19 protein-coding genes are annotated in these 22,609 nt (G+C 62.4%); 15 read left to right on the top strand and 4 right to left on the bottom strand.

The window, feature by feature from the left end:
- Positions 1-24: 24 nt before the first annotated feature.
- The 14 genes from DBP26_RS13335 (at position 25) to DBP26_RS13270 (ending at position 13,546) form a co-directional block, all read left to right on the top strand.
- Positions 25-429, top strand: a complete 405-nt coding sequence (locus tag DBP26_RS13335) for an antitoxin Xre-like helix-turn-helix domain-containing protein (protein ID WP_108238085.1) — start codon at positions 25-27, stop codon at positions 427-429.
- Positions 423-1,124, top strand: coding sequence for an RES family NAD+ phosphorylase (locus DBP26_RS13330; protein ID WP_108238086.1), 702 nt, complete (start codon positions 423-425; stop codon positions 1,122-1,124). The genes DBP26_RS13335 and DBP26_RS13330 overlap by 7 nt, the downstream gene beginning before the upstream one ends.
- 137 nt (positions 1,125-1,261) lie before the next feature.
- Positions 1,262-1,963: a TetR/AcrR family transcriptional regulator gene (locus DBP26_RS13325; RefSeq protein ID WP_108238087.1), complete on the top strand. Its 702-nt coding sequence runs from the start codon at positions 1,262-1,264 to the stop codon at positions 1,961-1,963.
- 223 nt (positions 1,964-2,186) lie between these two features.
- A complete protein-coding gene (locus DBP26_RS13320) occupies positions 2,187-3,245 on the top strand; it encodes an aromatic ring-hydroxylating dioxygenase subunit alpha (protein ID WP_108238088.1) in 1,059 nt (352 codons plus the stop codon).
- Positions 3,232-4,188, top strand: a complete 957-nt coding sequence (locus tag DBP26_RS13315; protein WP_108238089.1) for a PDR/VanB family oxidoreductase — start codon at positions 3,232-3,234, stop codon at positions 4,186-4,188. Before DBP26_RS13320 ends, DBP26_RS13315 begins: the two co-directional genes overlap by 14 nt.
- A gap of 95 nt (positions 4,189-4,283) precedes the next feature.
- Positions 4,284-5,519: an FAD-dependent monooxygenase gene (locus tag DBP26_RS13310; protein ID WP_108238090.1), complete on the top strand. Its 1,236-nt coding sequence runs from the start codon at positions 4,284-4,286 to the stop codon at positions 5,517-5,519.
- 15 nt (positions 5,520-5,534) lie between these two features.
- Entirely contained in the window at positions 5,535-6,389 is an 855-nt protein-coding gene (locus DBP26_RS13305; RefSeq protein WP_108238091.1) for an alpha/beta hydrolase, read from the top strand.
- Complete coding sequence (locus DBP26_RS13300) at positions 6,376-7,425, top strand: 2,5-dihydroxypyridine 5,6-dioxygenase (RefSeq protein ID WP_108238092.1); 1,050 nt, start codon at positions 6,376-6,378, stop codon at positions 7,423-7,425. The genes DBP26_RS13305 and DBP26_RS13300 overlap by 14 nt, the downstream gene beginning before the upstream one ends.
- Positions 7,418-8,044 (top strand): isochorismatase family protein, encoded by a 627-nt coding sequence (locus DBP26_RS13295; RefSeq protein WP_108238093.1) that lies wholly within the window; start codon positions 7,418-7,420, stop codon positions 8,042-8,044. Before DBP26_RS13300 ends, DBP26_RS13295 begins: the two co-directional genes overlap by 8 nt.
- 134 nt (positions 8,045-8,178) lie before the next feature.
- Positions 8,179-9,399 (top strand): ABC transporter substrate-binding protein, encoded by a 1,221-nt coding sequence (locus DBP26_RS13290; RefSeq protein WP_108238156.1) that lies wholly within the window; start codon positions 8,179-8,181, stop codon positions 9,397-9,399.
- Between the two features lie 241 nt (positions 9,400-9,640).
- The gene (locus tag DBP26_RS13285; RefSeq protein WP_108238094.1) at positions 9,641-11,599 is read left to right on the top strand and encodes an ABC transporter permease; all 1,959 of its coding nucleotides are present in this window, start codon (positions 9,641-9,643) and stop codon (positions 11,597-11,599) included.
- The gene (locus DBP26_RS13280; protein ID WP_108238095.1) at positions 11,596-12,378 is read left to right on the top strand and encodes an ABC transporter ATP-binding protein; all 783 of its coding nucleotides are present in this window, start codon (positions 11,596-11,598) and stop codon (positions 12,376-12,378) included. Before DBP26_RS13285 ends, DBP26_RS13280 begins: the two co-directional genes overlap by 4 nt.
- Entirely contained in the window at positions 12,375-13,145 is a 771-nt protein-coding gene (locus tag DBP26_RS13275) for an ABC transporter ATP-binding protein (protein WP_108238096.1), read from the top strand. The genes DBP26_RS13280 and DBP26_RS13275 overlap by 4 nt, the downstream gene beginning before the upstream one ends.
- A 95-nt stretch (positions 13,146-13,240) precedes the next feature.
- Positions 13,241-13,546, top strand: coding sequence for a DUF1883 domain-containing protein (locus DBP26_RS13270; protein WP_108238097.1), 306 nt, complete (start codon positions 13,241-13,243; stop codon positions 13,544-13,546).
- 3 nt (positions 13,547-13,549) lie between these two features.
- On the opposite strand, the gene DBP26_RS13265 is transcribed toward DBP26_RS13270, so the two are convergent.
- The 4 genes from DBP26_RS13265 to DBP26_RS13250 form a co-directional block, all read right to left on the bottom strand.
- Entirely contained in the window at positions 13,550-14,980 is a 1,431-nt protein-coding gene (locus DBP26_RS13265) for a mechanosensitive ion channel family protein (RefSeq protein WP_108238098.1), read from the bottom strand.
- A gap of 262 nt (positions 14,981-15,242) precedes the next feature.
- Positions 15,243-17,477, bottom strand: coding sequence for a xanthine dehydrogenase family protein molybdopterin-binding subunit (locus tag DBP26_RS13260; protein ID WP_108238099.1), 2,235 nt, complete (start codon positions 17,475-17,477; stop codon positions 15,243-15,245).
- A 15-nt stretch (positions 17,478-17,492) separates the two neighbouring features.
- Positions 17,493-18,476 (bottom strand): xanthine dehydrogenase family protein subunit M, encoded by a 984-nt coding sequence (locus DBP26_RS13255; protein ID WP_108238100.1) that lies wholly within the window; start codon positions 18,474-18,476, stop codon positions 17,493-17,495.
- On the bottom strand, positions 18,476-19,138 hold the full coding sequence (locus tag DBP26_RS13250; RefSeq protein ID WP_108238101.1) for a (2Fe-2S)-binding protein: 663 nt from the start codon (positions 19,136-19,138) through the stop codon (positions 18,476-18,478). The genes DBP26_RS13255 and DBP26_RS13250 overlap by 1 nt, the downstream gene beginning before the upstream one ends.
- 673 nt (positions 19,139-19,811) lie before the next feature.
- Between DBP26_RS13250 and DBP26_RS13245 the strand changes: the two genes are divergently transcribed.
- On the top strand, positions 19,812-22,601 hold the full coding sequence (locus DBP26_RS13245) for an EAL domain-containing protein (RefSeq protein WP_256601521.1): 2,790 nt from the start codon (positions 19,812-19,814) through the stop codon (positions 22,599-22,601).
- The last annotated feature ends 8 nt before the right edge of the window (positions 22,602-22,609 follow it).

Genomic DNA, 22,609 nt, shown 5'->3' with positions numbered 1-22,609 from the left:
CAGAGTCAATTAGGAGATTTCGCGATGACAGCTGCCCTCACCACTCAGGCACTTTCCCGCACCCAAGGTGTGGTGGGCCTGCGTGCGGCGCTGCGCGTGCTCGACAAATGGAAAGCGTCCAGCGAACAGGCTTGCCGGGTGCTGCGTATATCCCGCAGCACCTACACCCGGGCCCGTCAGGACGATGCCGGCTGGTCGGTGACGCTGGATCTTGATCAACTGCACCGGGTCAGTTTCGTCCTCAACATCCATGCAGCGCTGCGCACGTTGTTCGACAACCCGGACAATGTGTACGGCTTCCCGGCGATGGCCAATCACAACGAGTTTTTCAACGGCCGCTCTCCGCTGGAGGTGATGGCACAAGGGGACATGACGTCCCTGTACGAAACCTTCCGGCGGATCGATGCCCTGCGGGGCGCCCAATGGTGACGCCGGAATCGTTGCCTGAGTTGCCAGATGAAAAACAGCACGCCTGGCGCCTGGTCAACTCCAAGTACCCGCCTATCAACTTGTTCAACGACGTGGCCGACGCTGACGAATTCGAAACCCTTTATCAGATTCAGGCGCTGACCAACCCTCGCTTGCTCAACGAAGTGGGCAGGCTGGAGCTGATCCCACGGCAGGACATTCCCTTCGGCATCCCCGGCTGTGCCTACGCGACCGCGCCCTTCACCCATGTCAATCCGAGCGGGTCGCGTTTCAGCAGCGGTGCCTTCGGCGTGCTTTACCTCGCCGATGCCGTGGAAACCGCCATCGCCGAAGTCAGGCATCACCAGCAGCGTTATTGGTCAGGGGTGGACGATCTCAATTATGAGCGGTTTGTCTTCCGCGGCCTGTCATGCCGCTTCCGGGAGACGGGATGCGTCGATGCCACTGGGGTTCCATTGTCCGATCCCATCTACGCCCCCGACGACTACTCGGCATCCCATTCCTTGGGCGCTGCGTTGAGACGCAAGGGCGTCGCCGGGCTGCGCTACCATTCCGTGCGTTCGCCAGGTAATTATTGTTGGGCGCTGTTGACGCCGCGCCACGTGGTTTCCATCCATCAAAGCGCGCATTACGAAATGATCTGGAATGGGCGCATCACCAGCGTCAATCGTCTCTCCGGCGCGACAGGCGCCTAAGGCTTCTTTCATCCTGAGTGGCACGAACGCTGCTAGGAGTTAAAGAGCTAATCAATTAATTTATCTCACTCGTCCGTCGAGGCGGCGCACTTGGGCGCCTCCCGCGAAAACAAGGGATCACAAGGTAATCTTCATTCATGCAGACCATTACGGGCCGTCGTGGTAAGGCCGCTTCCCTCGAAAGGAAGGGCAAGACCGGCAAGAAGGGACCGGGGCGTCCAGAAGGCGCCAGCAATTTGCGAGACGGGATACTCGACGCGGCCGAAGAAATGTTTGCCAACCTGGGGTACGCCGGCACGACGATGCGCGAGGTGTCGCAGCATGCCAACGTGACCCAGGCGCTCATCAGTTATTATTTCGGTTCCAAATACGGGCTGTTCGAAGAGGTGTTTCTGCGTCGAGGGAGTGCGATTTCCGATGAGCGCCTGAAAAACCTCGATACCCTTCAAGCCCAAGGGCAGGCCCCCAGCGTGCGCGCAATCGTCGAGGCGTTTCTGCTGCCGACCGTGGTACTGCGCACCTCGGTTCAGGGTCGCCACTTCTTGCGACTGCAGGCGCGACTTCACACTGAGCCACCAAATATTTCCTACGCATTGCGAGACAAGGCCTATGGCACGTCAACCCAGCGGTATGTCGACGCGCTCAAGGAGGCGGTGCCGGGCCTGACCGATCTGGACGCCAATTGGCGCATTACCTTGATGGTCGGTACCTACCTGTATGCGTTTTCGGACAGCCACCGGATGGAAGAGCGGCTGCCGGACGGTCAGTACAACCCGGAAGACTGGCAGTCGCTCATTCAGCAAGTGACCAGTTTCGTGGTGGGTGGAATGTCGGCCTGACCTCCGCCACGCGCGGAAAAAGCACCAAAGTGGCGATAGGTTCACCAGGATGGTGCGTCGCTTGAGAAGAGGCGACGCATCGCAGAAAACCTAATTACGAGAAGAATCAGCAGGTTAAAACGACAGCGTGTTTTTGGCACACCTTCTGCTAACGTTTAATTAAAAGGTTGATTAATTAATTGTGCTCTTCAGTGAGCGAACCTGAGAAAGCAGAGGAGTCGTGATGAATCTGATCGCCGTTTCATCTCATCAACCGGTCACTGCCGCAGACGGCTGCCAAGACCCTGTCTTGCTGAATGACTGGCATGTCGTGGGCTACAGCACTGACTTTGTGGAGGGCACGATTAACCCCGTCCGCCTGCTGGAGCGTGAACTGATTGTCTGGCGCAGTGCCGATGGGCAAGTGCATGTCTGGGAAGATTTATGCATCCATCGTGGCGCACGGCTCTCCAAAGGCTGGATCAAGAACGATTCGGTGGTTTGCCCGTACCATGGCTGGCAATACAACGGCGAAGGTGCCTGCACTTTGATGCCTGCGGCGCCCGATGAAAAGCCGATGAAGAAAGCGCGGGCGTTTCCCTACCTCGCAGTGGAGCGCTATGGCTTCGTCTGGACCTGCCTGGGGCAGCCTGAGTCCGACGTTCCGGTCTTTCCCGAATGGGACGACGAGACCTTCCTCAAGGTGCACAGCGGCCCCTATACCTATGCTGCCAATGGTTTCCGCGCGGTGGAGAACTTCATCGACGCTTCGCATTTTCCGTTCGTGCACGCCGGGCTCAACGGCGTGATGGACAACCCTGACCGCCTGGAGCCCTATACCGTCGAAGAGGTGGACACGGGGTTGCGCTCCTCCGAGGTCCGGGTCTTTCAGCCGTGGGGCGATGCGCGCGGCAAGCCCTTGATGGCTTTCTACACCTACCACGCGTTTCGACCGCTGGTGGGCTACTTTTCCAAACGCACCCAGGACGCGGACGCCGAAGGCAACATCGTCAGCGACCATTCCGATACCTTCGCCACGCTGTTCACCGTTCAACCACTGGATGCGGTCAGTTGCATCGTGCGCGTCTGCGCCGGCATGAACGTCACTCCGCGTCCTGACCCAGCGGCGGTAAAGGCCCGAGCCGATGTGGTGTTCGGCCAGGACCGTGAAATCGTGGAGAGTCAGCGCCCGGAGCGGATTCCAGTGGAGCTGCGTTACGAACTGCACCATCGCACCGACCTGATGGGCCAGCGCTATCGGACCTGGCTGCGTAACAAAGGCATCCGCTATGGCGTTATCTGACGGCGTGATCAAGGTGCGTCTGCGGGCCATCGAATACGGCGTGCCAGGCATCAACCTCTACACCTTCGAATCGCTGGACGGCCAGCCGCTACCGGCTTACGAGCCCGGGGCTCACGTCGACGTGGCCATGGCCCCAGATGTGCTGCGGCAATATTCGCTGTTATGGCCCGCTCGACACCCGGCGCAATACCGAATTGCCGTGCAACTGTCAGAGGCCGGGAAGGGGGGATCGCGCAAGCTGCATTTCGAGTCGGTGGTGGGGGCGGAATACGCATTGTCGGCGCCACGCAACCATTTTCCGCTGCGGCCGAGCGACGAGCCATTTCACCTGTTCGCCGGGGGCATCGGCATCACCCCGCTTATTTCCATGTACCGCCAACTGAAGGCCAGTGGACGCAGCGTCACGCTGTATTACTGGGCGAGCAGCCCGCAACACATGCTCTTTCACGAGCAGTTATGCCACGAGCAGGACGATGTCCGTTTGTTCCATACCCGCACGGGCGAGAGTCCGCCGCGCCTCAACGATGTGCTGGCGACCTTGCCCGATGAAGCGCAGCTGTATTGCTGCGGGCCGCAGGGCATGGTGGACGAGTTCGATCGTTTGACGCAGGGCCGACCGGAAGGGAACACCCACCGAGAGCGCTTCAGTGCCACCACCGATGCATTGCAGCCAGGCGACAGCTTCCGCGTGACGCTGCAGCGGTCCGGTATGACCTTGACCGTGCCAGCCGAACTGAGTCTATTGCAGGTCTGCGAGGCGGCGGGCGTCGATGTGGCGTATTCCTGCGAAGAAGGGGTGTGTGGGGCTTGTGAAGTCAGGGTTCTGGCAGGGCAGGTCGAGCACCGGGATACGGTCCTGACACCCGGGCAGCGGCAGCGCAGTGAAAGCATGATGATTTGCTGTTCGCGCGGTGTCGGCGATGGCTTGGTGTTGGACCTCTGAAGGTCTAATCAAAATTTTTTTGATCAACAATTAATTGGTTGACCAATTATTACGTAAGGCCGTAGGGCGAGTCGTCAGACGGCGGGAGAAAGATCATGAGCAGAGCATTGCGAGTCGGGATCATCGGCGCGGGGATCGGGGGCGTGACGCTTGCCCGGGCACTCGAGCAGCGGGGTATCGAGGCGCGGATTTTCGAGCGCGCAGCCATGTTCGGTGAAGTGGGGGCAGGCGTGCAGATGACCCCCAACGCGGTCAAGGTGTTGTCCGAGCTGGGGCTGGATGACCGATTGAAGTCTATCGGGTTCTTGCCTCAGGCCATGGTCGGTCGCAACTGGAAAACGGGGCGGGAACTGTTCCGGACTCCGCTCAAGGACAGTTGCCCCGCGCTCTACGGCGCTCCGTTCTACCACGTTCATCGCGCCGATCTCCACGCCGCGCTCGCGGGCGACATCAAGCCCGCCCAAGCCACGTTTGGCGCCCATTGCATCGGCCTGCAGCAGCACGGGCAGACCGCGGTTGCCGAGTTTGCCGACGGTTCGCAGTTCGAGGCCGACCTGATTGTCGGCGCCGATGGCGTGCGCTCGGTGATTCGTGAACAACTGTGGGGGCAGGAAGCCGCCAAGTACACCGGTCACATGTGTTGGCGTGCGCTGGTCAATGTCGAGAAACACCCGTTGCCGTTTGTCAGTCCGGATTCGAATTTCTGGATGGGGCCCAAAGGGCATGTGGTGACGTATTACGTCAAGGGCGGCTCGATGGTGAACATCGTTGCGGTCAACGAAAGCCCCGCCTGGGTTGAAGAATCGTGGAACGCCAAGAGCACGCAGCAGGCGCTGCTCGACGGCTTCAAGGGCTGGCACCCGAACCTGATCGAGTTATTCAAGCGCACGGACCCGGACGCCATCTACAAGTGGGGCTTGTTCGATCGCGACCCGATGCAGACCTGGTCCAAGGGCCATGCCACGCTGCTGGGCGACGCGGCGCACCCGATGCTGCCGTTTCTGTCGCAGGGTGCGGCGATGGCCATCGAAGACGGTTACGTGCTGGCTCAATCCTTGGCCAGTCATGGGCTACCGCAACTGCAATCGGCCTTGCGCGCCTACGAACTCGAACGGCTGCCACGCACCAGCCGCGTCCAATTGGAAGCCCGTGAGCGTGGGCGGACGTATCACTTGCCCTCGGCGTGGTCGCAGCTCAAGCGCGACATGGCCTACCGCTGGCGCCAATTGCTCAACCCCAATGCCGTGGGGATCCAAGCCAACTGGGTCTACCAATACGACGCCCGGGATTGCGAAACGCGGTTCCCCCACGCGGAAAAAATCCCTGCCTGAGACGGAGGTCATGCCATGAGTCAACTTCGTTATGGTGCGCACGTACAGGCCAACGGCATTCGCCAGCATTATCTGCGTTATGGCCCTGCGAAGGATGTCGGCGCCGGCCGGGACCCGGTCATCGTGGTACCGGGGATCACCAGCCCGGCCGTCACTTGGGGTTTTGTGGCCGAGCAGTTGGCCGCCCGCCTGGAGGTCTATGTGCTGGACGTGAGGGGCCGTGGGTTGTCGGAAGCCGGTCCCCACCTGGACTACGGCCTGGATGCCCAGGCCGCCGACCTGAACGCATTCGCCGCAGCCCTGGGACTGGCGCGCTACAGCGTCCTGGGCCATTCGATGGGGGCGAGGATCGCTATTCGTGCCGCGCAATCCCGCCCCGCCGGGCTGGCGCGCATGGTTTGGGTGGACCCGCCTGTATCGGGGCCGGGCCGTCGCCCCTATCCGGCGCAACTGCCTTGGTACATCGACTCGATCCGTCAGGCCCGACGGGGCATGAGTGGCGAAGACATGCGCGCCTTTTGCCCGACCTGGACCGACGAGCAGCGCGCGCTGCGGGCGCAGTGGCTGCATACCTGCGACGAGCGGGCGATTCTCGCCAGCTTCAGTGGCTTCCACGAGGACGCAGTCGTCGAGCAGGTTGCCCATGTCACGTGCCCCACCTTGCTGATCACCGCTGCCCGAGGCGATGTGGTCAAGGACGAGGACGTGGCCGAGATGCAGGCGTTGCTCCCCGCCCTGGCCCACATTCGCGTGGCAGAGGCCGGGCACATGATTCCCTGGGACAACGCGGCGGGGTTTTACGCCGCACTGGGGGATTTTCTCGAGGCTCCAACCAACAACAGCGAGGGCAGCTCCCATGGCGGTCAGTGATTTCACGATGTTCGAGGCCTGGACCCAGGTCCTGCGTCTGTCGAACGTTCAGGCGGGCCAGTCGGTGACGATTCTGACCGGTGCCGACACTCACCCGCAGACCTTGCGCACCGCGCAATTGGCGTGTCAGTCGCTCGGGTTGATCGCCAGTCGCCTGGACCTCCCGCCGGTCAACGGTGAGCGAGCACTGAGCCGTGACCCGCTGGCTTACCTCGGCACCACGCCGCTGACTGGCAATCGTCCCGCCATGGCGGCACTCAAGGCCAGCGATCTGGTGCTGGACTTGATGACCCTACTGTTCTCGCCCGAGCAACACGCCATCCTCGCCGCGGGCACGAAAATCCTCCTGGCGGTTGAACCTCCGGAAATTCTGGCGCGCATGGTGCCGACCGAGGCCGATCGCGAGCGGGTGCTGCGTGCCGCGGCGCGCATCGAGCGCGCAACGTGCATGACCGTCACCTCACCGGCGGGCACCGCGCTGTCTTGCCCGCTGGGCGAGTTTCCGGCCATCAGCGAATACGGTTTCGTCGACACGCCGGGGCGGTGGGATCATTGGCCCAGCGGGTTCGTACTGACCTGGCCCAACGAACTGCAAGCCAGCGGGAGCATCGTCATCGATCGCGGCGACATCCTGTTGCCTCATAAAAGCTACGTGCAGGACCCCATCCACCTCACCGTGGAGCGAGGTTACGCCACGCGCATCGAAGGCGGGGTCGATGCCGCGTTGCTGCGCGATTACATGGACAGTTTCGACGATCCGGAGGCGTTCGCCATTTCCCACATCGGTTGGGGCCTGCAACCCCGCGCGCGCTGGTCGACCCTCGGCTTGCTGGACCGCGAAGCCCATATCGGCATGGATGCCCGTGCCTATGAGGGCAATTTCCTGTTCTCCCTGGGGCCGAACAACGAGGCGGGCGGCACGCGAACCACGGCCTGCCATATCGATATTCCCTTGCGTGGCTGCACAGTGACCCTGGATGACCAGGTGGTGGTCGCCGCCGGACGCGTCGTGAACGAGGAGGGCAGACATGAGTGATCTGGAGAGCTATCAGCGTCAGGGTTTCGGCGCCGACTTGGCGCTTCCGGCGCCTTATGCGCTGCTGATCGTCGATCTGGTGGAGGGCTTTGCCGATCCTGCGATCTTCGGCGGCGGCAACATCCCTCAGGCCATCGCGCAGACCGAGCGTCTGTTGGCCCACGCCCGACAGCAGCGGTGGCCCGTGGCGCATTCGCGCATCGTGTTCGCTGACGATGGGGCGGATGCCAATGTGTTCTCCCTCAAGGTCCCCTCGATGTTGACCCTGACCGAGCATGCACCGCGCAGCGCCATCGTGGCGCAATTGGCCCCACGGCAGGGCGAACGGGTCGTGCGCAAAACGCTGCCCTCGGCGTTTTTCGGCACGGATCTGGCCGCCTGGTTGACCTTTCAAGGGGTGCGCACGCTGCTGGTGGCGGGCGCGGTTACCAGTGGCTGCGTGCGGGCCAGTGTGCTGGACGCCATGAATCATGGTTTCCGTCCATTGGTGGTCAGCGATTGCGTCGGTGACCGGGCGTTGGGGCCCCACGAAGCGAACCTGTTCGACATGGCGCAGAAATACGCCGTCGTCAAACCGATGGCCGAGGCGCTGGCCTTGTTGCACGAACAGCAACCCTGAAAGGTTTCATCCAATGACAAGCCTGTCTGGCACACGCGTTGCAATTAATTAACTGCCCGTTTAATAACGGTGGTCCGAGCCTGGAGCGCCCTGATGCAGTGCAAGTCTTTTCCCTGATCAGCTTGGAGAACACCATGAAGATGCGTGCACGTTTTATGAAATCGAACCTGCTGGCGGGCGTCGCCGCCCTGATCGTCAGCGGCGCTGCCTGGTCGGCCGACACGATCAAGATCGGCGACATCAACAGCTACAAATCCCAGCCGGTGTTTACCGACGGGTATAAGAAAGGCATGGAATTGGCCGTCGAGCAGATCAATGCCGCTGGCGGTGTCGATGGCAAGAAGCTGGAGCTGGTCACCCGCGATGATAATGCCAACCCCGGCGATGCCATTCGCCAGGCCGAAGACCTGATCAACCGTGAGCACGTCGATGTGCTGGCGGGCGCGTTCTACGCTCACATCGGCACCGCCCTGTCGGATTACGCCAAGCAGAAAAAGCGTTTTGTGCTGATCACCGAAGCCTTGAGCGACAACATCGTCTGGAGCGCAGGTAACCGCTACACCTACCGCCTCGATGCGTCGACCTACATGCTGACGTCGTCTTTGGTAGACGAAGCCGTCAAGTTGCACAAGAAACGCTGGGCATTGGTGTACCCCAACTATGAGTTCGGCACCGCAGCGGCCAGCGCATTCAAGACGTTGCTCAAAGCCCGCCAACCTGACGTCGAGTTCGTGACCGAACAGGCTCCGCCACTGGGTAAGGTCGATGCGGGCAGCGTGGTTCAGGCCCTGGTGGACGCCAAGCCCGATGGCCTGTTCAACGCGCTGTTCGGGGCTGACCTGGCCAAGTTCGTCCGCGAAGGCACCACGCGCGGGTTCTTTGGCGAACAACTGCCGGTGCTCAGCATCATCACCGGGCAACCCGAATATCTGGAGCCGCTCAAGGATGAGGTTCCGCCTAACTGGACCGTCACCGGTTACCCCTGGTACAGCATCGACACACCTGCGCACAAAGCGTTCGTCGCCGCGTATCACGCGAAATTCGGCACCGAGAACCTGCGCTTCGGCTCGATCATTGGGTATTCGGCGATTCAGTCCATCGCGGCCGGGATCAAGGCGGCCGGGGGTAAAACCGACTCCGAGTCGCTGGTCAATGCCTTCAGCGGCTTGAAAGTGCAGACCCCGGACGGCCCGCTGGAATACCGCAAGATCGACCATCAGGCGACCTGGGGGCTGTACGTTGGCAAGTTGGCGGTGAAGGACGGTTCCGGGGTGATGGTCGATTACCAGTTCAAACCGGGTGAGACGCTGCTGCCGTCCGATGACGAAGTGCGCAAGCTGCGCCCAGCCGACTGAGGGCGTGCGTAAGGCCCGCAGTTTGGCGGGCTTGATCCAACTTGCCCGGGGAGTCGCAATCCCCTGGGAATGGCGTGGGGCGGGAAGGGTGTTACCGCCGTGAGCGTGCTCATGGGCCGATGGCACGTTGCGCAGTGAAGGGCAGCGGCCTACCGCCTCCTTCAGCCCGCCCGCACCCGAAAGGGTGGTGCTTTCCCAGGACTCAAGCGTCCCATAACACGGCTGCTCGATCGAGGGTGTCATGGACTTTTCAGCGTTATGTTCACAGTTGCTCAACGGTTTGGCGGAAGCCTCGTCGTTGTTTCTGGTGGCGTCCGGGTTGTCTTTGATTTTCGGGGTGACCCGGATCGTCAATTTCGCCCATGGTTCGTTTTACATGGTGGGGCTGTACATCGCCTACTCGATCGTCGAGCACCTCACCGGTTCGCTGGGAGGGGCCGGCTTCTGGTTGGGGCTGGCGCTCGCCGCCGTGTCGGTCGGGCTGATCGGCGCGGTGGTGGAGATCGTTCTGTTGCGCCGCATTTACAAAGCCCCGGAGTTGTTCCAACTCCTGGCAACCTTCGCCTTGGTGCTGGTCATCAATGACGCGGTGCTGGGGTACTGGGGCGCCGAGGAATTGCTGGGCCGTCGGGCGCCCGGCTTGACCGGATCCGTCGACATTCTGGGGCGGCAATTCCCCACCTATAACTTTTTTCTGATTGCCGTCGGCCCTGCGGTGCTGGGCCTCGTCTGGCTGCTGCTGGTTCGCACCCGCTGGGGCGTGCTGGTCCGCGCGGCGACACAGGACCGCGAGATGCTCGGCGCGCTGGGCGTCAACCAAGCGTGGCTGTTCACCAGTGTCTTTGCCCTGGGCGCGATGCTCGCCGGACTGGGCGGGGCGGTGCAGTTGCCTCGTGAGCCGGCCAGCCTGTCGTTGGACCTGCGCGCGATTGGCGAGGCGTTCGTGATCGTCGTGGTCGGCGGCATGGGCTCGCTGCCCGGCGCTTACGTGGCGGCCCTGCTGATCGCAGAAATCAAGGCGCTGTGCATCGGGTTGGGGACCACGACCCTGTTCGGGATTCCGGTGTCCTTCTCGAAGTTGACCCTGGTCATCGAATTTCTGGTGATGGCGGTGGTGCTGGTGGTTCGTCCATGGGGGTTGATGGGCAAGCCTCAGGCCACCAGCCGCAATTCGGCCCCGGTGGAGGCGCCTTTACGCCCGGGGTCTCCCACCTTCAAAGGGCTCATGGCCCTGCTGTTCGTGGGGTTGGCGGTGCTGCCGCTGCTGTCCGAATGGCTGCCCTACGCCAGCGTGCTGACGCAGGATGTGCTGGTCGCGGTGCTGTTCGCCGTCAGCCTGCATTTCATCATGGGGCCGGGCGGAATGGCGTCCTTCGGCCACGCGGCCTATTTCGGCCTGGGTGCCTACGGCGCGGCGATCCTGTTCAAAGTGCTGACCATGCCCATGCCGCTGGCCTTTGCCCTGGCACCCCTGGTCGCCGGCCTGGGCGCGTTGTTGTTCGGATGGTTCTGCGTGAGGTTGTCAGGGGTCTATCTGGCCATGCTCACCCTGGCCTTCTCACAGATCGTCTGGTCCGTGGTATTCCAGTGGGAAGAAGTCACGGGCGGCTCCAACGGCATCATCGGCATCTGGCCTTCGAGCTGGCTGGACGGCACGGCGTATTACTACCTCACCCTGGTGCTGGTGTGGCTGAGTGTCTTTCTGTTGCGGCGCATCCTCTTCGCGCCCTTTGGTTACAGCCTCCGCGCGGCGAGGGATTCGGCCCTGCGGGCCGACGCTATCGGCATCGACGTCAAGCGCGTGCAATGGCTCGCCTTCGTGATCGCCGGTGTCTTCGCTGGATTGGCGGGGACCCTGTACATCTTCTCCAAAGGCAGCATTTCTCCCGATGCCATGGCCGTGGGTAAATCGGTGGACGGCCTGGTGATGGTCCTGCTGGGTGGCATTCAAAACTTGCTGGGCCCAGTGGCCGGCGCCAGTGTGTTCAGTGTGTTGCAGGACTCCATCATGCGCGCCACCGATTACTGGCGTGCGGTGTTCGGCGGGGTGATTCTGGTGTTGGTGCTGGCGTTCCCACAGGGTATCGCCGGGTTCTTCCACTGGGTCGCAGAGGGCTGGCGGCACTGGCGGGAGCGTCGGAATTCCCGGGCGGCGCCCTCCATTCAGTCGGTGGCAACGAGCGTGGAGAAACAGGCATGACGCTTCTGCAAGTCCGTGATTTGAACAAATCCTTCGGTGGCGTACGCGCCGTCGACGGCATCAATTTCGATCTGCACGAGGGCGAGTTGCTCGCCCTGATCGGTCCCAACGGCGCAGGCAAATCGACCACCTTCAATATGGTCGGTGGCCAACTCAAGGCCTCCGGTGGTTCGATCCGGTTGCAAGGCCAAGAGCTGATAGGAAAGCGTCCGCGCGACATCTGCCGCATGCAGGTGGGGAGGACCTTTCAGATCGCCGAAACCTTCGCCTCATTGAGCGTGGTGGAGAACGTGCAGATGGCGCTGATCTCACACCACGGCGAGGGTTTCTCGCTGTTCGGCTCGGCCCGCAAGCGCTACCGCCAACAGGCCCTGGAACTGCTGGACCAGGTCGGCATGCAGCGCCATGCCGAGCGCCCCTGCAGCGAGCTGGCCTATGGCGACATCAAGCGCGTGGAGCTGGCGATGGGGCTGGCCAACGATCCGAAACTGTTGCTGATGGACGAGCCCACGGCGGGCATGGGCCCGGAAGAGCGCAATGATCTGATGGCCCTGACCAAGCGCCTGGTGGTGGAGCGCAGGATGGCCGTGCTGTTCACCGAACACAGCATGGACGTGGTGTTCGCCTACGCCGACCGGATGATTGTGCTTGCCCGGGGCCGCCTGATCGCCGAAGGCGACGCCCAGACCATTCGCAACCATCCCAAGGTGCAGGAGGTGTACTTCGGGACGGGCAAGACCTTCGAAAATGAACTGACTGACGCGCAGGTGCAGGTATGAACGCAGTGGCTGCAACGCAAACACCCCTGTCGACCGCCACGCCGGACACCTTGCTCGACGTCAGCGGCCTCAACGCCTGGTACGGCGCCGCGCAAGTGCTCTATGACGTGCGCCTCAATGTCAGGCGAGGTGAAGTGGTGGCGCTGATGGGGCGCAACGGGGCGGGTAAATCGACCACGTTCAAGGCGCTGATGGGCATGCTCGGACGACGTCAGGGGCAGATCCGCTTCATGGGGCGCGACGTGGCGGGTCTGCAGCCGTTCCAATTGGCACGGCTGGGCCTGGGTTTCGTTCCGGAAGATCGAAGGGTGTTCACCCATCTGACGGTGACTGAAAACCTGGAAGTCGGACGCCAGCCTGACCGGCAATGGCCGGACGGCAGCGAAGCGCTGAACTGGACGCCGGAGCAATTGTTCGCATTCTTTCCCAACCTGGGCGCCATGCAAGACCGACCCGGTGGCCAGATGAGCGGCGGTGAACAGCAGATGCTGACGGTGGCGCGCACGCTGATGGGCAACCCGTTCCTGATCTTGCTCGACGAACCCTCGGAAGGGGTCGCGCCGGTGATCGTCGAACAGATGGCCCACATGATCCTCGCGCTGAAGGCCAAGGGCGCGAGCATTCTGCTGTCCGAACAGAATCTGCATTTCGCCGGGCTGGTGTCTGACCGCGCCTACGTTCTGGAGAAGGGGCTGATTCGCTATGAAGGCAGCATGGCGGCACTGGCTGCGAACGAGGACGTGCGCAAGGCCTACCTGACGCTGTAACGCGGCGGCGGTTGCGCATCTGCAGGGTGCGCAGCCGACGAACCAAGGGGGAGGCCGTGTTATCCTCACCGTTTTCGTCACCCCATGGAATTACCGTGAAATTCATCCATCAGCGCGAGCACCTTAACGAAGGCGACATTGTCGTCATCGAGGCCTCGGGCACCTGCAACATACGCCTCATGAGCGACGCCCATTTTCGCAGTTTCAAAAATGGTGGCCGTCACAGTTACCACGGCGGCGCCTTCGACCGTTTTCCGGCGAGGATCGTCGCCCCGGGCAGCGGCTTCTGGAACATTACCCTCGACACCGTCACCCGTCGCGCGATCAGTGTCACCCGCAAGCCCGCGATCAAGCATTCGATCAAGATCATCCGTCGCTCGGGCAATGGCTTGCCTCGCTGAGCCTCAGCGCTTCTGTAACCAGCCCAGAAAGTTGTTCTTCTTGATCGCCACTGGCTTGCGCAAGAGAATGTGCTGGCTGCTTTGCTGGCGAATCGCTTGCAGCTTGTTCAGTGCGGTGGTGATTTCGGCGCGCTGCTCCATGGCCCGCCGTGTGGCGGCTTTGTCGATGCGATAGATCACGCACGAGGTGAGGGCGACGAACCGGCCCTCGGATGGCGCGTCGGCCAGCACGCCCTGTTCGCCCATGACTTCGCCCGGCCCCATCCGCCCAGCCTCGATCAAGGTAGTGCCATCCAGAATATTGGCGGATACCACGCCGGTCGCGATGACCAGCAGCCCGTCACTGATCTCGCCCCGTTCCATGATGGTCTGACCGGCGGCGTATTCTCGCGAGACCATGGCCTGCGCGAGCTGATCTTTTTCCTCAACCGTGCTGGTACGGAACACCTTCACCTCGTCGAGCAGGGCGCGCGGCCGTGACACGTCGTCGGCAGTGGTGTCCGATTGCCAAGTGATGCCCGCGGCCTCCAAGTGGCGATAAGCGAGGTCGAACAGCAAGTTGCGCACATCGCTCTTGGTGCTCAGGTCGCCGATGAAGCCGGTCATCGAGTATTCGATGGTTGTGGGGCTGGTCTCCTTGACGACGGCGCGAGGCTTGGGTGTCTGCAGCAGCGCACTGCAGCCCTGCAAGGCGCGTTCGAGCGCGTCCAGTACGCGTCGCGGACGAATGTGGGGCGACATCATGACGTTGATTGACACGCCGTGAATATGGGCCGGTCGACTCAAGTTGACGATCTTGGCCTTGGCCGCCACCGAATTGGGAATCACCACCATGGTGCCGACGCCCGTCAGCAGGTGAGTGGCGCGCCAGTCGATGTCCATGACCTTGCCTTCCATGCCATCGATGGAAATCGAATCATCGACCTGATAAGGCTTGGTGGTGTTCAGGATGATCCCGGAAAACACGTCGCTGAGGGTGCTCTGCAAGGCCAGACCGACGATGATCGCCATTGCGCCGGACGTCGCCAGCAAGCCTTTGACGGGCAGTTGCAGCACGTAACCCGCTGCCGCGACGATGGCGATGAGAAAGATCACTGCACCGATCACTTCCTGCAACAGCCGGCCGCTATGGCCGACCCGGCCGGTCAGCAGCAGCCCGAGCAACACCGTCAGCGTGCGAGCCGCGTACATCCACCAGACGATGGCCAGTGCGGTGGCCGCGAACTGCATGGCGCTGTTGTCCGGCCATGCGGGGGCCTCCAGCGGGCTGACGCCCGAATTGATCACCACCAGGCTGTAGGCGACGAAGCCCAACAGGCGGATGGCGATGCGCAGCATGCGATTGCGGTCGGCCAGCAGGTGCCAGGCGATCACATCGGCCAGCAACAGAAGCAGACTCCAGGCGAGCGAATAATGGGGGACGGCTGACGGCATGTTGGAATTCCGCGGGGAAATGGCAAGTCGCTGTGGCACGCGGATGGTAGGGACGGGCGGGGGGAAATGTCTATAACGAATGCGGCTTCGCCCCCGTTGGGTGATGGAGGCCGTTGGCAGGGCGATGCACGATGGGGCTTCAGGGTGGACGGGTCTGTTTGATCAACGGCGGAGGAGGGCTTCACTGCCGGTCTTCGCTTCGCGGTAGCCGCGTCCCTGCGGCTCGATGCGATCCTGCGGTGTCAGGCTTTACGAGTAGCGCTTATGCGCTCATCGTGGGTGGCAGCTCCATGAGTTTATCCAGGGTAATGGGCAAGTCACGGATGCGTTTGCCAGTGGCGTGTGCCACCGCGTTGGCGACGGCGGCCGCCAGCCCGGTGATGCCGATCTCGCCAATGCCCCGCGCTCCGAACTCGTTGAGCTCGAGGTCCGGGTAATCGAGCAGGATTACGTCGATATCAGGCTGATCGGCATGCACCGGCACCACATACTCCGCGTAATTGTTGTTCACCGGCAGGCCATTGCGCTCGTCGTAGTCGGTGGCTTCGAACAGCGCCATGCCGACGCCCATCACAATCGCGCCCTCGACCTGGTTCAGCGCCGTCTTTTGGTTGACCACTTTGCCCACGTCGATGGCACTGACCACTCGGGCCACCCTGAGCCGCGAAATACCCGGGTCCCAGCGGACCTCCACGAAGTGCACGCCGAACGAGCGGAAGGAATGCTTGCTGGTGTCGTTCATGCCGGTCTTGGCTTCGCCAAATGCACTGGACTGTTTTTGCGCCTTGAGCACATCGACGATGGCGAACGATTTCCCCCCGCTCTTCAACTGTCCGTTCTCAAAGCTGATGTCGTCGGCCTTGGCACCCGCGAACACCCCTTTGGGAGCCGTGGAGAAGCCCTTCAACTGCTCGATGGCCTGCCGTGTCGCTTCGGCGATGGCGGGCATGACACTGGCTGTGGCCCAGGAACCTCCCGACACCGGGGCCGGAGGAAACGACGAATTGCCGAGTTCGACGTCGATCTTGTCCAGCGCAATGCCGGTCAGGCTGCTGACGACCTGGGCGACAATGGTGTAGGTACCGGTGCCGATGTCCTGCACACCGCAGATGGCATAGGCCGTGCCATCTGCGCGCAGCGAGACCTGCGCCTCGGCAGGTGTGCGATACGCGTCCCAGTTACAGGCCGCCATGCCGTAGCCGATGATCTCGTGACCGTCCTTCATCGACCCAGGCTGCGGGTTACGCCGACTCCAGCCAAAGCGCTCGGCCGCCTTATCGATGCATTCCTGCAAATGGTTGCTGGACCACGGCAGGTTCTGGCTTTCATCGCGGTCGGCCACGTTGAGTTTGCGAAACGCCAGTGGGTCCATGCCCAGGTTCTCGGCCATTTCATCCATGGCCGACTCCAGCGCGAACAGCCCGGGCGCGGCCCCGGGGGCGCGCATGGACGTCGGGGTCCCGCGGTTGACCTGGATGGTCTGGTGGGTGACGAGTACGTTCGCGCAGCTGTAGAGGCTCTTGGTCGAGGTGCCACAGTTCTCCTTGTAGGGGTCAGTAAACGACGTACTGTTGATCGACTCATGACGCACCGACACCAGCTTGCCTTTCTCGTCGGTGGCCAGGCGCAGACGTTGGCGGGTTTCAGGACGATGCCCGGTGGTGGTGAACATCTGCTGGCGGGGCACCACCAGCTGGACCGGACGGCCGAGCGCTCGGGCGGCGCCGCACGCCGCGACGGAGTGTGGCCAGACCCACAACTTGCTGCCGAACCCCGAACCAATGAACGGCGCACGGACTTCGACACGCTCGGGCATCAGCCCGAAGATCTTGGCCAGTGAGTTGCGGTGGGCAACCACGCCCTGGCTGGCCTCATAGACGATCAGTCGACCGTCGTCCCAGTGGGCGACGGTGGCGTGCATCTCCATGGGGTTGTGCGTTTCGACCGGGGTGGTGTAGGTCGCGTCGATACGGTGAGCGGCGCGTTCGAACGCGGCGCCGGCATCGCCGCGGCTGTGGTTGGGGCTGCCGTCCTGCGGTGTGCCTGCTTTCATGCCCTGGTCGAGGTTGGCAGCGGCGCTCGCCTGGCTGTAACGGACTTTGACCTTGTAGGCCGCTGCGCGGGCGTGCTCGAACGTGTCCGCCACCACCAGGGCAACGAATTGACCTGCGTAGTAGACGGTGTCGTCTTCGAACGGCAACCGGTTTTCATCGGATTTCGCCGCCTTCAGGATGGCCGAGAATGACATCGGCAATGCCGAGTTGTGATACAGCTCGGGAAAGTGGTCGTGGTGGAAAATGTCCAGCACACCCGGGGACTGGCGCGCCGCCTCGAGGTCCAGCCCGGTGATCTTGCCGCTGGCGATGGTGCTGAATACCCCATAGCCGTAGGCCATGCCGGGTAGGTGATGGTCCGAGGCGTACAACGCCGTACCGGTGACTTTGCGCCGGCCATCGACTCGACGGGGCGCCGAGCCGATCATGCTTGAGTCGGTCATGTCTTGCTCTCCAGATCAGGCCGTCAAGGTGCTGAGATTGCGTACGATTGCTTGCTGCGCCAAGGCAATCTTGTAGGCGTTGTGGCGGTAGGGCCGTGCGCCTTGTAGCGCCAGGGCTGCGGCTTTCTCCATGTTGTGTGGGGTCAGGGTCGCGCCCTTGAGCGCGCGCTCCGCGTCCAGGGCACGCCAGGGCTTGGTGCCAACGCCGCCCAGGGCGATGCGGGCCTCACGGACCGTATCGCCATCGGTGACCAGAATCACCGCGCTGGAGGCCAGTGCGAACTGATAGGACGCCCGGTCGCGCAATTTCAGATAGCCCGACCGGCTGTTGGCCAGCGCAGGATCGAGCACGACATGGGTGATCAACTCGTCGTCCTTGAGGGCGTGTTCTTTCCACGGCGTGGCACCGGGCAAGAGGTGGAAGTCGAGAAAGGCGATGCTGCGTTTGCCTTGGGTCCCTTGCACTTCGACCTTCGCGCCAATGGCCGCCATGGCAACGCACATGTCCGAAGGGTGAGTGGCGATGCACTGATCACTGGTGCCCAGCACAGCATGGACGCTGCGGTTGTGGCCATCGATGGCGGCACAGCCGGACCCGGGCTGGCGTTTGTTGCAAGGCGAATGGCCGTCGCGGAAATAGTTGCAGCGCACCCGTTGCATCACGTTGCCCGCGGTGGTCGCTTTGTTGCGCAACTGGGTCGTGGCGCCGGACAGCAGCGCCTGCGACAGCACCGGGTAGTGTTCGACGATGTAATCGTGATGGGCCAGGGCAGTGTTGGTGACCAGCGCTCCGATGCGCACGCCGCCGTCCTTCTGAACTTCGATCTGATTGAGCGAAAGATGATTGACGTCGATCACCTGATCGGCGGGCATCACGTCGAGTTTCACCAGGTCCAGCAAGGTCGTGCCGCCGGCCAGGAAAAACGCCGAGGGGCTTTTGGAATGGGTGGCGACAGCCTGTTCGATGCTGCCGGCCCGCACGTAGTCCAGGCTTCTCATCAGGTCACCTCCTGCAGCTTGATTCTGGCGCTCTGGATCGCCGCGAGAATGTTTTTATACGCGCCGCATCGGCAGATATTGCCGCTCATGGCTTCGCGAACGCTGTGGTCGTCGCTGCCGATGTGCTTGTCCTGCAGTAGGGCGACCGCACTCATGATCTGACCGCTGGTGCAGTAGCCGCACTGGTACGCGTCGTGTTCCCAGAACGCCTCCTGCACGGGGTGCAGTTTGCCGTCCTTGGCCAGGCCCTCGACGGTGGTGATCGCATCGCCTTCGTGCATCGCCGCCAGTGACAGGCAGGAATTGATCGCGGTGCCGTTCACGTGAACCGTGCAGGCGCCACACTGCCCGTGGTCACAGCCTTTCTTGGTGCCGGTCAGTTGCAGGCGGTCGCGCAACACGTCCAGCAACGCCGCGTTGGCCGGGAGGTTGAGAGTATGCACCTGACCATTGACGTTGAGGGTCATGCGCCGCTCGTCTTTGGCGGGCGGACGGGTGTCGTCCGGTACGGCGGCCTGGGCCTCCAGCGCTTGGCTCCACATGGGCGCGGTAGCCGCCGCGAGGCTGGAAACGCCGATGGATTTCAGGAAGTTTCGTCGGGAAGGGGCGGTGAATGCCGTGATGCCGGCATCGCTGTCTTTCTTATCAGGCTGATCGGTCATGAACGGGTCCTCGTCAGCAAAGGAATCGAGCCTGACGCCGACGGTGAGCGGCGCGCAGGTGTTTACGGCAGTGGTGGTTCGAAGGCGTTACGATCATCAGCGCGTTAGCTGGGCGTTCACCGCAGGGGCATGCCTTATTGCACGGCATTTCATGCCCCGTAGCGTGTTGCGCCGCCCCAGGGACGAAAAGCAACGCGCGATGGCCAGCAAACGGCTGGTTGAGTACTGACCTGCCGTTGCGTCGTTGGTTGCGAGAATTTCGGCCCTGGAGTCCGGGTGGGTGATTACTGGCCGACCGAAGGGCGTTCGTTGGCCTTCAGGCGGGTGATTCGAGGGGCCTCGGGCGGCGAAGGCTTCTTATTTGCGCAGCGGCGCGGCGGCGGGCAGGTTGTCGGTGTGAGCGTTCCAATGGGTACATTTCGAAAACGACCTGCCGATAACGAGGGAGATGTCACGTGAAATTTCGTGAAATTCAGGTTTTCCGTCGTTTACAGGCCGCTGATACGAATAAGGTGCTTGCAAGCATCCGTCAGACGCCGTGAAGATAGCTCAGTCTCGAGGGGGCATTGGAGTGCGCATGAATTCCCACGTTTCGAACACTTGCCCGCACTCGCCAATTGCCGACGGACAGGCACCCTTGACCGCTGATAATGGACTGGAAAACGCCTCATCGATGACCGACGAACTTTCCCTTGAAGCATTGTTCAAGGCGGCCAGGGCTGCCGCTCCTGAATTGAGCTGGGCGGCCTACCGTGCCAACCGCCATTTGCATTTGTTGGCGCAGGGCGATTCTTCGACTCACTGGCCGGCGCTGATTGCGCGCGGAGAGTTCGATACATACTGCCAGGACCATCGGCTGCAGCGCTGGGTCACCGGCCATGGCGAGGCGCCCCTCGGCTGGTTATTGACGCCGGAACAGGAGGCGGGAAATCCGTTTCTGGCCACCCTGGCCGATCGCTTGGGCTTGCGCCTGCAAACCGTCGCTCTGGCCCGGGCCCAGGCGACACAGCGCGTCCTGTACGAAATCAGTTCGCTCGCCAGCTCGACACGGGATCGTTCGGCCTTCCTGGAGGGCGTTCACCGGCAACTGGCGACGCTGATCGATGCCGAAAACTTCTACCTGGCGCTGTATGAAAGCCACAGCGGCAAAATCACCTATCCCTACTACATCGATATCACGGACGCTGACGCGCTCGAAGCCGAGACCCACGAGTTTCTCGATCCCGAGCGCCTGTCCATGACCGGCTACGTGCTGACCACCGAACAGCCGATGTTCGTCGATGCCGCCGGGATCGAGCGGGCCCAGGCCATGGAGCGTTTCTACTGCATGGGGCACCGACCGGAGTTCTGGATGGGCGCGCCGCTCAAAAATGCCACGGACGAAGTGTTCGGCATGTTGGCGATGCAGGTCTACGACCTGTCGCGGGTTTATAGCGTGGAAGATCAGGAGCTGTTTCTGGTGGTCGCCCGGCATGTGGCGATGGCGCTGGACCGCATCCTTCATCGTGCCCACCTCGAAGAAACCGTGGTGCGGCGTACCCTTGAGCTGTCGCGGCTCAATGATGCCCTGAGAAACGAAGTCGCCGATCGCGAGCGGGCGGAGCACCTGCAGACGGCGTTGTTCCAGATCACCGAGCTGTCGAGCCAGCCGGGCGATATGGCGGACCTGTTCAAACACCTGCACGGCATCGTGGGCGAGCTGTTGTTCGCCCTGAACTTCTACATTGCGCTGTTCGACGATGCCACCGGGGAGGTGACGTTTCCCTACTACGTCGACGAACGCCTGACCCGCCGACCGGACCCGCGCCGTGGCGAGCGGGGCTTCACCGAATACGTCATTCGCCAGCGTCGCCCGTGCCTGATCGACAGCGCTGAGGCGCGGCGTCTGGAGGGTAACGGGGAAATCACCCTGCAGAATGATGTCAACCGCTCCTGTTCCTGGCTGGGGATTCCCTTGTTTGACGGCGATACGGTGCGCGGCGTGCTGGCGGTGCAGAGTTATTCGCCCCATGTCAGCTATTCGCTGCGCGATCAGGACCTGCTCACCTTCGTGTCCCGACACATCGACACGGCGCTGTCGCGGCGCAGTGCAGCGGAGGCGATTCATACCGCGAACGTGCAACTGGAAGCCCGGGTCCAGGATCGCACCCGCGAGCTGGACTACGCCAACGCCAAACTGCAGCACGAAAACGCCCATGACTCGCTGACGGGCCTGCCCAATCGCAGCCATCTGCAACACCAACTCAAACTGGCCTGGGAAGCGTTTTGCGAGCGCGGGCGCGAACTGGTGGTGATGTTCATCGACCTGGATCGCTTCAAAATGGTCAATGACAGCCTCGGGCATCATTCCGGGGACCTGCTGCTGATCCAGGCGGCAGATCGCCTGCGCAGCTGCATGCGTGAAAGCGACCTGCTGGCGCGGCTCGGCGGCGACGAGTTCGCCGTGCTGGCCTATGCGGCTCCTCCGGACGTGACCGCCGCGATCGCGGAACGCATTTTGTTGGCGTTCGACGCGCCTTTCTACATCGATGGCCACGCGGTGTTTTCGTCATGCAGCATTGGGGTGGTGGCGGCTGACCTGCAATTCCACAAGGAACCGGCCGACCTGCTGCGCGACGCCGACACGGCGATGTACCGGGTCAAGAACGCGGGGCGTGACAGCTACGCCGTGTTCAACCAGGAAGTGCGGCGGGAAGTGTCCGACCAGATGGAGCAGGAAGGCGCGTTGCGCAACGCCCTCAAGCGCAACGATGAACTGCTGCCCTATTTCCAGCCGATCATCGATGTGGCCACCGGCAAGGTGCTCGCCCTTGAGGCCTTGATCCGCTGGCGCCAGCCCGATGGCCGGATCATCGCGCCGGGGCAATTCCTGCCCGCGCTGGAAGGTCTGCGTCTGATCGGCAGGCTGGATTTCTACATGCTGCAGCAGGTGGTTGCCATGCTCGCTCAACCCAGCCACGCCCATTGGCCGACCGTACATGTGAACTGCTCGAGCTACAGCATCAGCCGCCCCGAATTCGCCAGCGAAGTGCTGGCGCTGTTGGATCAACATCAGGTAGCGCCTTCGCGTATTTGCCTGGAATTGACCGAAGGCGCGCTGGTGGCCGAACCGGAACTGGCGCGCCAGGCCATGAAACACCTGGCGGACAATGGCGTTTCCACCGTGCTGGACGACTTCGGGGCTGGCTTCTCGTCCCTCAGTTATGTGCACCAGTACCATTTCAGCGGCCTGAAGATCGACAAGTCGTTCACCCTCGAACTGACCACCAGCTCACGCAGCCGCGCGATCGTGCGGGCCATCGTGCGAATGGCCGAATCGCTGGGGCTGAGCGTTGTCGCGGAGGGCGTGGAAGACGCGGACACCTTGCAGTTATTACGGGAAATGGGCGCGGGGCAGGCGCAGGGGTATTACTTCTCCATGCCTGTGCCGCAGCACCAACTGGATCTGAGTGCGTTGGCCTAAGGGTGAGC

It is taken from the genome of Pseudomonas sp. RIT409 (assembly GCF_003052515.2).
GTDB lineage: Bacteria > Pseudomonadota > Gammaproteobacteria > Pseudomonadales > Pseudomonadaceae > Aquipseudomonas.
The sequence above is the reverse complement of the archived record's forward strand: the minus strand, read 5'-3'. Positions and strand labels throughout refer to the sequence as shown.